Annotated in this window: 10 protein-coding genes; 3 read left to right on the forward strand and 7 right to left on the reverse strand. The window is 66.4% G+C overall.

The genetic code is table 11. The features are described 5' to 3' along the window. The 3 genes from B1A78_RS18425 to B1A78_RS18435 form a co-directional block, all read right to left on the reverse strand. Positions 1 to 364, reverse strand: a 364-nt coding sequence (locus B1A78_RS18425; protein WP_144037898.1) for an arylamine N-acetyltransferase, incomplete at its 3' end; no start/stop codon positions are given. A gap of 93 nt (positions 365 to 457) precedes the next feature. Next, entirely contained in the window at positions 458 to 1,231 is a 774-nt protein-coding gene (locus tag B1A78_RS18430; RefSeq protein WP_144037899.1) for a hypothetical protein, read from the reverse strand. Between the two features lie 25 nt (positions 1,232 to 1,256). Then, positions 1,257 to 1,799: a hypothetical protein gene (locus B1A78_RS18435; RefSeq protein WP_218668001.1), complete on the reverse strand. Its 543-nt coding sequence runs from the start codon at positions 1,797 to 1,799 to the stop codon at positions 1,257 to 1,259. Positions 1,800 to 1,931: 132 nt separating this feature from the next. On the opposite strand from B1A78_RS18435, the gene B1A78_RS18440 reads away from it, so the two are divergent. Further along, entirely contained in the window at positions 1,932 to 2,513 is a 582-nt protein-coding gene (locus B1A78_RS18440) for a hypothetical protein (RefSeq protein WP_077148365.1), read from the forward strand. Here B1A78_RS18440 and B1A78_RS18445 read toward each other — a convergent pair. From B1A78_RS18445 to B1A78_RS18460, 4 genes are all read right to left on the reverse strand, one after another. Further along, positions 2,510 to 2,938 (reverse strand): OsmC family protein, encoded by a 429-nt coding sequence (locus B1A78_RS18445; protein ID WP_077148366.1) that lies wholly within the window; start codon positions 2,936 to 2,938, stop codon positions 2,510 to 2,512. The two genes, B1A78_RS18440 and B1A78_RS18445, sit on opposite strands and share 4 nt — an antisense overlap. A 47-nt stretch (positions 2,939 to 2,985) precedes the next feature. Next, positions 2,986 to 3,189 carry a DUF2061 domain-containing protein gene (locus B1A78_RS18450; RefSeq protein ID WP_077148367.1) on the reverse strand — a complete coding sequence of 68 codons (204 nt, stop codon included), beginning with the start codon at positions 3,187 to 3,189 and terminating at the stop codon, positions 2,986 to 2,988. A gap of 94 nt (positions 3,190 to 3,283) precedes the next feature. Beyond that, a complete protein-coding gene (locus tag B1A78_RS18455) occupies positions 3,284 to 3,622 on the reverse strand; it encodes a DUF962 domain-containing protein (RefSeq protein ID WP_077148368.1) in 339 nt (112 codons plus the stop codon). A gap of 54 nt (positions 3,623 to 3,676) precedes the next feature. Beyond that, a complete protein-coding gene (locus B1A78_RS18460; RefSeq protein WP_077148369.1) occupies positions 3,677 to 6,421 on the reverse strand; it encodes a TonB-dependent receptor domain-containing protein in 2,745 nt (914 codons plus the stop codon). Positions 6,422 to 6,616: 195 nt separating this feature from the next. Between B1A78_RS18460 and B1A78_RS23315 the strand changes: the two genes are divergently transcribed. Further along, the gene (locus B1A78_RS23315; protein ID WP_077148370.1) at positions 6,617 to 8,554 is read left to right on the forward strand and encodes an isoaspartyl peptidase/L-asparaginase; all 1,938 of its coding nucleotides are present in this window, start codon (positions 6,617 to 6,619) and stop codon (positions 8,552 to 8,554) included. Beyond that, entirely contained in the window at positions 8,554 to 9,000 is a 447-nt protein-coding gene (locus tag B1A78_RS18470) for an Lrp/AsnC family transcriptional regulator (protein WP_077148371.1), read from the forward strand. Before B1A78_RS23315 ends, B1A78_RS18470 begins: the two co-directional genes overlap by 1 nt. The last annotated feature ends 140 nt before the right edge of the window (positions 9,001 to 9,140 follow it).

Raw genomic sequence — 9,140 nt, forward strand, 5'->3', positions numbered from 1 at the left:
GCATCACCCGCGTCATCTGGTGCGTGCGCGGGGTCGGCGGCGCGTCGTCGGGCTGCATCCAGCGCACCCGCGCGATCCGCCCCTCGGCGTCGAAACCGATCGCGCGCAGCACGCGCAGGAACAGGCTGTTCTGCTCGAAACAATAGCCGCCGCGCCGCGCATCGATCAGCTTGGCGTCGACCGCCGCGGGATCGAGGTCGACGCCCTTGCCGGTCAGCGGGTCGAGAGCCTCGAACGGGATTGCGGCGATATGCGCGGCCTGCAGCGCCGCGAGCACCTCCCAGGTCGGCACAAGCGAACCGTCATAACCGATCCGCGAGCAGTAGCGCGGCAAGTCGACGAGGGGCGGGGCGGCGTCGTTCATGGGCAAATCTCCGGTCGGCGAATCATCGGCCGCCCTTATGAAAGCTCAACCGCGGTTGAGATCAAGCCGCGTGATCAAGCCCGGACGATGGCGTCATTTCTTGACGCGCCACTCGCGCATATAGGCCGATTCCTCGCCATATTTCTTGCCCTGCGCGGTCGCCTGTTCGGCGAGTTCCTCGTTGGTCGAGGCGCGGGCGCGATCCTGCTTGATCAGCGTGTCGCGGCGGATCGGGATCAGCTGCGCGATCGGCGTACCCGCCGGCAAGATGTGCTCGCCAACCGGCCCGGTCCAGGCGAAGGGCAGGTTCACCGTGGTGTCGAAGCGGTCGCAATCGACGAAGCCCGAAAAGCAGGTGAAGGGCAAATCGGGGCGGCTCAATGGCTGGACGAACAGCACCGAATAGCCGTCGGGCACCTTGATCCGCCACGGATTGATGAATTTCAGCGGCATCACGCTTTCGAACGGCGGTTCGGGGGCGCCGATCTGCGCCGGGTGATGTTGTTCGAGCGGCTGGAACGGCACGCCTTCGGCCCAGCCCATCTGGATCGACACCCGATCCTCGGGCACGACGATCAGCACATCGAACGGCAGCGGGATCACGAAGCCCAGCGAAAAGGCGTCGGTCATCGGCAGGCACGCCTTGGCGGTCATCGCGGGCAGACCATTTTCATAGGTCATGCCCATTTCGCGGTTCAGCCGCTTGAACCAGTCGGGCGCGAAGCGGATCGCGCGCTCGGGGGGCGGGATCTGGCCGACCAGCGCGGGGTCGCACAGGAATTCGATCGTCGGCTGCGCGACGCCGGTTGCCACCGCGGGCGCCGCGCCCTCGCCGCCGATGCCGAAACTCACCTTATAATCGCCCATCATGCCGTCCTTTACCCGCTCCGCCTCAATAGGCGTTGCGTTCGGTCCGCAGCTTCGCGTCGCCATTCTTCCAGTCGATCTCGGCGGTCGGCTCGTCGGGCTTGTCGACAGTGAACAGCTCATAGATCACGCTGCCGTCAGTCTGCGTGCTTTCGATCACCCGCGCCGGAACGAAGCGGTCGGGCGCGACGTCGGCGGCGGCGCGCACCGCGGCGGGCGCCTCCGACCAGGCGATGTCGCGCTGGATCTCGACGACGCGATAGATGCCGCCCTCGTCGATCACGTCGAGTTCGACCTCGCTGCCGTCGCCGCGCGACCCTTCGACGTCATAGAAGACCATGCCGTCGCGCGCCTTGCGCTGCGCCCCGGAGATCTCGATGTCGGGCACCGCGGCAAGCACGACCGCCCGCACTCCCTCGGGCAGGTTCGCGGCGTCGATCGTTGCGATCTCGGCCTTCGGGCCGTCGGGCAACGCCGCCTTGTCGGGCGCGGCGGCGCCGTCGTCCGCCTGTCCGCATCCCGCCAGCGCCAGCATCGCCGCCGCCATCATCCCCGTCTTGAATCCCACGCCCCGTCTCCCGCGATTCCAGCGCCCGTCCTTATCGCGGTCGCCGCCCCAAGTCGACGGGTGCACGAGCGATTCGACACGCGCGCACGATTGGAACATAATGAGAACATTGATCCGATTCGGAGGCATCTCATGGCACCCAATTTCCGCTATTTCCTGGGCTTTCAGGTCGCCGCCGATCGCGCCGGATGGCTCGCGCGGCACCTGCCGCCGCTGCCCGGCGACCTGTTCACCGGGCTCAGCCCGCATCGCTATCATCTGACGCTCTGCACGATCGCCGAGACCGCGCTGCCGCACCCCTTCCTGCGCCAGCGGGTCGCCCGCGCGCTGGCCGACACCCTGCCTGCCGCCGCAGCCATCCCCTTCGGCCGCATCGTCGCGCGCGATGCCGGGGTCGAACTCGTCACGGCGGGCAGCATCGGCGCGATTCGCGGCCTCTATGATGCGCTGGTCGCGCGCCTCGCCGGCGAAGACATCGCGCCGCTGCACCGCAAGTCGGGCCTCCGCCCGCATATCACGCTCGGCTATGGCGACGCGGGTTTCGACCCGGTGCCGCTGGCGTGGAACTGGACCCCGCGCGAGTTGCTGCTCATCGAAAGCCATATCGGCCACGGCCGCCATCGCCGGCTGCAGGGCTGGACGCTGCCCGCCCCCGCGCAAGCGCTGTTCGACTTCATGGCCGACGAGTTGCCGCCGGTGCGCCGCGCCGCCTAGCTTTCGAGTGTGTGTTCGAGCGTGATCTCGCAATCGAGCAGCTTCGATACCGGACAGTTCATTTCGGCCTCCTTGGCGAGCTTCGCAAACTCCTCTGCCGAAATGCCGGGAACCTTGGCGGTCAGCGTCAGCGCCGAACTCGATATCTCGAACCCGCCATCGACCGCATCGAGCGTCACCGCCGCGCTCGTCTCGAGCGTGTCGCCGCTATAGCCGGCGCGCGCCAGCCCAAAGGACAGCGCCATGGTGAAGCACGCCGCATGCGCCGCCGCGATCAGTTCCTCGGGGTTCGTCCCCGGCTGGCCCTCGAAGCGCGTGCCGAAGCCATAGGGCTGCTTGTCGAGCACCCCCGACTTGGTCGTGATCGCTCCCTTGCCCTCCTTGCCGAAACCTTCGTAGCGGGCGGATGCGTGGTTGACGGTCATGTCTGTCTCCTTGGCTGGCAATGGCGGCGGGACTCGGGGTCGCCGAATCAGGCGGCGACCAGGCTACGCCGTGCGCCCACCCGCTTCCACGCCTTTTCGTGGAAGAAAAAGGCGACCGCATTGATGCAGGGCTCGACGATCGCGATCCCGCCCGCGAGCGCGACCGATCCGGTCATGACATAAGCGACGCTGAACCCGATGGTCAGGTGCAGCGACAAATAGGTCAGGGTCTTGGTGAGGTCAGTCGGCATGGCGTATCTCCGGAAAGCGGGATGCCATGAAGTTAAGAATGATTCGCAATAATCGCCAATGCAGCCTGTCGCTCAGGCTGATCGCTTTTGCGCATCAGCGCGCCCGCGCCACCCCGGCCTTGTCGAGTTCGGGACCCAGCCGCCCGGTGAGCCACAGCGCCCACATTTTGAAATCGGCGGCGAGGCTCCACAGCGGATAGGTGAAGGTCGCGGGCCGGTTCTTCTCGACCCCGAAATGCGCCACCCAGGCGAAGAAATAGCCCGCGAGCGGCAGCGCGACCAGCCAACCCCAGCGCCCGGTCAGCACCGCCGCGACCGCGATCAGCACGACCATGCTGGTGCCGACATAGTGCAGCGCGCGCGTCGACGCCTTGCTGTGCTCGCGCAGGTAAAAGGGCCAGAATTCGGCGAAAGTCGTATAGAGCCGCGACATGGCGGCAGGATGGGGCCGCCGCCGGGCCTGGTCAAGCCCGGCGGCGCGCGCGGGTCAGAGCCCCGAACCGCCGAGCTTGTAGGTCAGCTGCAGGAACACGCTGCGCCCGACGCTGTCGTACCAGCTGGTGTTGTAATAGGGATAGGCTGACCAGGTCGGGTCCTTCACCGGGTTGGTGTCGAACAGGTTCCGGATCGTCAGCGACCCGCGCATATGATCGGTGAAATCATATTGCAGCGTCGCGTTGAACAAATAGCTCGCCTTCAGGAACGCATCCTCGTCATAATTGGGCAGCTTGCCGAGGCGGGTGCCGGAGAAGGTGAGCTGGAGCCCGTCGCTCGCCCAGCTGATGCTGCCGTTCGACTTGTCGCGCGGCAGGTAGAAACCGCTGTCGAACGCCAGCTTGTTCTCGATCGGATCGCCCGGATATTGCTGGAAGCTGTGCTTGAACACATGGCTGTGCGCGAGCGACAGCGTGAAATCGCCGAAGCTGGTCGGCAACGTGCCGCGGAAGGCGATGTCGATCCCGCTCGTCTTTTCGCGCGCGATGTTGATCGGGTTGACGCGGATCGATTCGATCTGCCCCGCAAAGCCGCCGCTGGTGAAGCGGCGGACGCGCGCGATCGCGTCCTGGCAGGTCGGCGACGCGGGGTCGAGTTCGGTCTGGCCATTGGCGTCGGGACGGCACGCCGCCTCGTCGCGCGCGATCTGGTCGATGCTGAGGTCGTCGACCTGGTTGTCGAGCGAGACGCGGAAATAATCGACCGAGAAATGCAGGCGGCTCGACGGCGCGAACACCAGCCCCGCGGTCAGCGTCTTGCCCGTTTCGGACTTGAGGTCGCGGGTGCCGTTGCGGTTCACGACGACGCCGGTGCCCGAATAGCTGCAATCGCCGATATCCTCGTCGGGCTCCTCGATGCCGCAGAGATAATAATCGTCGACGCTGCTCTGCACATTGCCCGGCCCGGTGAACACATAATGGAGGTCGGGGGCGCGGAAGGCGGTGCCATAGGCGGCGCGCAGCAGCAGGCTGTCCATCGGACGCACCTCAAGCCCGCCATTATAGGTGAATTTGCTCGTGTTGCGCCCCGCATAGCCGAAGGTGTCGAAACGGCCCGCGCCGGTCACGGTGAGGAATTGGAGCACCGGCACGCGAAGCTCGCCGCCGATCGCGGCGTGGCTGCGCTTGCCCTCGCCGTCGCTGTCGCGCCAGCTGTAATAATAGTCGGTGAGCGCGAGCGGGTCGGGGCGCAGATTATAGCCCTGCTTGCCATATTCGGCGACCATCGCGAAGCCGACCGGCCCCGCGGGCAGCTCGAACAGCTCGCCATTGTTGACCGTCGCCTGCAAATTGCTCGTCCACGCATAGGGGCGATAGACGGTGTCGGCCGAGATGCTCTCATATTCGGCGCGCGTCAGCGGGGTATAGAGCCGCGTCGGATCGGCGTTGTAGATCGGATAGCCGCTGTCGTCGTCGAACCCGACCTGCGGGCCGAGGAACAGGTCCTTCGCCTTCTGGTTGATGATCTGCGGCCAGCGCACCGTCGATTCATAACGGCTGTAGTTGAACGACAGCTCGTAATTCCATTTGTCGGCGACGGTGCCGCGCACGCCGGGGGTGATGCTGTAGGTGGTCTGCTTGATGCGCTGCATCTCGAACCCGCCGGTTTCCTCGGGGGTGAACTGGCGCGACCAGTCCTCGAGCTGATCGGTGAACCCGTTGTAGAAATAATTGTCGGCGCTCGACGACGACTGTTCGAACGCCCAGGCGGTGACGTCGTACATCAGCCGGACCTTGCTGATCCCGAACTGCGCGTCGACGAACAGCTTGGCATCGTCCGACAGCTCGTAGGAGGCGGTGGCGAAGCTGTTGAAACCCTTGCGGCCCGAAATGATCGTCCCATAGGCGATCGATTCCTTGCTGCCGCAGAAATCGCCGTAGCGCGGGCGGTTATATTGGCGGATCGTGCCCATGTTGAGCCCCGACAGCGCGTTGCAGGCGCCCGGCGGCGGCGCGATATAGTCGACATTCTCGTCGATGCGCAGGAAGGTGCGGCGCGCCAGCGTGTTCACCGGATTGTCGTCGGTGCTGTCCTGGATGCTGCGGTCATAGGCCCAGAGCGGGCGCTGATCGAGATATTCGACGCCGCCGCTGATGTTGAAGCCGCCGCTCGACCAGCCGCCGGTCGCGGTGACGCGGTGCGACATGCCGCCGCCATGCTCGGTGCGCCCGTGGCGATAGTCGAGCGTCAGCCCGTCGAGCTTTTCCTTCATCTTGAAGTTCACGACGCCGGCGATCGCGTCGGAGCCATAGATCGCCGATCCCGCGCCGCTCAGAATCTCGACCTTGTCGATCAGGCTGACGGGGATGTTCGAAATGTCGGTGAAGTTGCTGCGGCCGATATAGGGCAGCGGGAAGTCGGCGATGCGGCGCCCGTTGATCAGCACCAGCGTGTGGTTGGGACCCAGCCCGCGCAGGTCGACCTGCTGCGCACCGGGAGTGAAGTCGGCGCTGCTGCCCGACTGCGGGCTCTGCGTCTCGCCGCTGTTCTGCGTCATCGCGGCGAGCAGTTCGGGGACATTGGTATAGCCGTTGGCGCGGATCGTGTCCGAATCGATCGTCGTGACCGGCGATGGCCCCTGGTCGCGGATCGTCGGGATGCGCGAGCCGGTGACGATGATTTCGTCATTGCCCGCGTCGTCGGCGGCGTCCTGCGCCAGCGCCGGCGACATCAATGCCGGCAGGCAGACGCCGAGCCCGAGGAGGATGCGGAACGACCGCGTGCGGAAATCTGTCATGGTGCAACCCCTTTACCTGGCCGTGATCCGGCCCTTGCCTGGTCCGCGCCCGACCTTGTTCCCCGACGGCGCCCTATCCCCTATGCGGAAAACGTCGATAATTTCAATCATTATGGTGATATGGGAAATCATATTGTCATCCTGTGCGATCATTATGTAACATCCTTCGCTTCACGGGTTGCAAAGGGACGATGAATGCCGCGCTGGATCACAAGGGCCTTGCTGTTGCTGGCCACCGCCGCGGGGCTGTCGCTCGCGCCCGCCATCGCCAAGGAGGCGAAGGAAAAGCCCGTCGAACATTATGTCTTCGGCAAATTGAACACCGCGACCCCCGGCCAGGTGTCGGGCGGGCTGCTGCTGATGGGTGGCGGCGACCGCAATATCGACGCGATGAAATGGTTCTTCGGCAAAGCCGGACGCGGCCATATCGTCATCATCAGCGCCTCCTACGGCGAGGAGATGGGGCAGGAATTCTTCCACGAGGTCGGCGGCATCGAGTCGGCCGAAATCTTCGTCTTCCACGCGCGCACGCAATCCTATGACAGGAAGATCCTCGACCGGCTGCGCAAGGCCGACGGCATCTTCATCGCCGGCGGCGACCAGGCGCGCTACGTGCGCTACTGGCGCGGCACCCCGGTGAACGAGATCCTCGACGCGCATGTCGCGGCGGGCAAGCCGCTCGCCGGGACCAGCGCCGGGCTCGCGATGCAGGGCGAGAAACTCTATGGCGCGATGGACGACGGCAGCATCAAAAGCCCCGCGGCACTCGCCGACCCGCTCGGCCCCGCGAACACGATCGAGGGCGATTTCCTCCATCTCGCGCTGTTGAAGGGCATCGTCACCGACACCCATTTCAAGGAACGCGAACGGCTCGGGCGTCTCTTCGCCTTCGTCGCCAAGGCGCAGGTCGGCCGCGATCCCGCTTTGCCTGCGATGCTCGGCCTCGGCGTCGACGAAAGCGCCGCGCTCGCGGTCGAACCCGACGGCCGCGCGCGCATCTATGCGACCGCGCCCGACGGCTATGCCTGGGTCGTCGACGGCGCCGGGCTGAAGAAAGTCACGCCCGGCCGCCCGCTCGACGCGCCGCGCGTCAAGGTCACCGGGGTCGGCCCCGGCTCGGTGATCCACCTCCCCTCGGGCCGCGTCGACAATCCGGTGTTCGAGCGGCATTACGCCGCGCGCGCCGGCGCGATCGCCGAAGTGCCGCGCTGGTCGCTCGCGATCCATGGCGGCGCCGGGGTGATCGAGCGCGGCGCGCTGCCCCCTGAGAAGGAAGCCGCCTATCGCGCCGGACTCGACGAGGCGCTGCGCGCCGGCGGCGCGGTGCTCGATCGCGGCGGCCCCGCGCTCGACGCGGTCGCGGCGGCGGTGCGCGTGCTCGAGGATAATCCGCTGTTCAACGCCGGGCGCGGCGCGGTCTTCACCGCCGAGGGCAAGAACGAACTCGACGCCGCGATCATGGACGGCAAGACGCAAAAGGCCGGCGCGGTCGCCGGCGTCACGCGCACGCGCCACCCGATCGACCTCGCGCGCGCGGTGATGGACAAGAGCCCGCACGTCATGCTCGCGCGCGACGGCGCCGACCGCTTCTCGCTCGAACAGGGGCTCGAACAGGTCGACCCCAACTGGTTCCGCACCGAGGAACGCTGGCAACAATTGCTCGCCTGGCGCAAGAAACAGCAGGCGGCGCTCGATCCGACGCATCTCTTCGGCACCGTCGGCGCGGTGGCGCTTGATGCCGAGGGCCATCTTGCGGCGGCGACCTCGACCGGCGGGATGACCGGCAAGCGCTGGGGCCGCATCGGCGATTCGCCGATCATCGGCGCCGGCACCTATGCCAAGGACGGCCAGTGCGCGGTGTCGGCGACGGGATCGGGCGAATATTTTATCCGCGAAAGCGCGGCGCGGCAGGTCTGCGACCGCGTCGCGTGGAAGGGCGAAAGCCTGAAGGACGCCGCGCAGGCGACGATCATGGCGGTTGGCGCGATCGGCGGCGACGGCGGGCTGATCGCGATGGGCCCCGACGGCGATCCGGCCTTTGCCATCAACGACCTCGGCATGTATCGTGGCCGGATGAGCGCCGGGGGGTCTCCACAAACCGCAATCTTCGCCGACGAGAAGCTCGCCGAGTGATGGCGCACGCGGGCGTATCCCTCGACGATGTCGACGAACGCCTGCTCAGCCTGCTTCGCGACGACGCCCGCCAGACGATCGCGCAGCTCGCCAAGGAACTCGGAATCTCGCGCGGCGCCATCTATTCGCGGCTCGCGCGGCTCGAGGAGGAAAAGGTCGTCGCGGGCTATACCGTCCGCCTCGGCCACGCCTTTGCCGCCAGCCGCATCCGCGCGCATATGATGATCAAGACGCTGCCGCGCTTTCACCGCGAGGTCGAGGGCGCGCTCGCCGCGCTGCCGCAGGTGCAGGCGATCCACGCGATCAGCGGCGAATATGACATCATCGCGATGCTCGAGGCCGAGGACAGCGCCCAGCTCAACGAGATGATCGACGAAGTCGGCCTGCTCGACGGCGTCGAACGCACCACCACCTCGGTAATCCTCGCAACCAAGGTCGAACGCTAGGGGTACCGGGTTCGCACCGCACCGACGGAACGGCGGCAAGCGACCGGTTTCGGGCGCTTGAACGAGCGAGCCGATTTCCCCTCCCGCTAGCGGGAGGGGCAGCGAGACTTGGAAACTTGTTTCCTAGTCGCAGCGGGGTG

The organism is Sphingopyxis sp. KK2 (genome assembly GCF_001990265.1).
Classification (GTDB): Bacteria; Pseudomonadota; Alphaproteobacteria; order Sphingomonadales; family Sphingomonadaceae; genus Sphingopyxis.

Bases quoted from the DNA above. Each gene is read 5' to 3' on its own strand.
- B1A78_RS18430 (WP_144037899.1), bottom strand. From the start codon at position 1,231: ATGGGCGATTATAAGGTGAGTTTCGGCATCGGCGGCGAGGGCGCGGCG.
- B1A78_RS18440 (WP_077148365.1), top strand. From the start codon at position 1,932: ATGGCACCCAATTTCCGCTATTTCCTGGGCTTTCAGGTCGCCGCCGAT.
- B1A78_RS18445 (WP_077148366.1), bottom strand. From the start codon at position 2,938: ATGACCGTCAACCACGCATCCGCCCGCTACGAAGGTTTCGGCAAGGAG.
- B1A78_RS18450 (WP_077148367.1), bottom strand. From the start codon at position 3,189: ATGCCGACTGACCTCACCAAGACCCTGACCTATTTGTCGCTGCACCTG.
- B1A78_RS18455 (WP_077148368.1), bottom strand. From the start codon at position 3,622: ATGTCGCGGCTCTATACGACTTTCGCCGAATTCTGGCCCTTTTACCTG.
- B1A78_RS18460 (WP_077148369.1), bottom strand. From the start codon at position 6,421: ATGACAGATTTCCGCACGCGGTCGTTCCGCATCCTCCTCGGGCTCGGC.
- B1A78_RS23315 (WP_077148370.1), top strand. From the start codon at position 6,617: ATGCCGCGCTGGATCACAAGGGCCTTGCTGTTGCTGGCCACCGCCGCG.
- B1A78_RS18470 (WP_077148371.1), top strand. From the start codon at position 8,554: ATGGCGCACGCGGGCGTATCCCTCGACGATGTCGACGAACGCCTGCTC.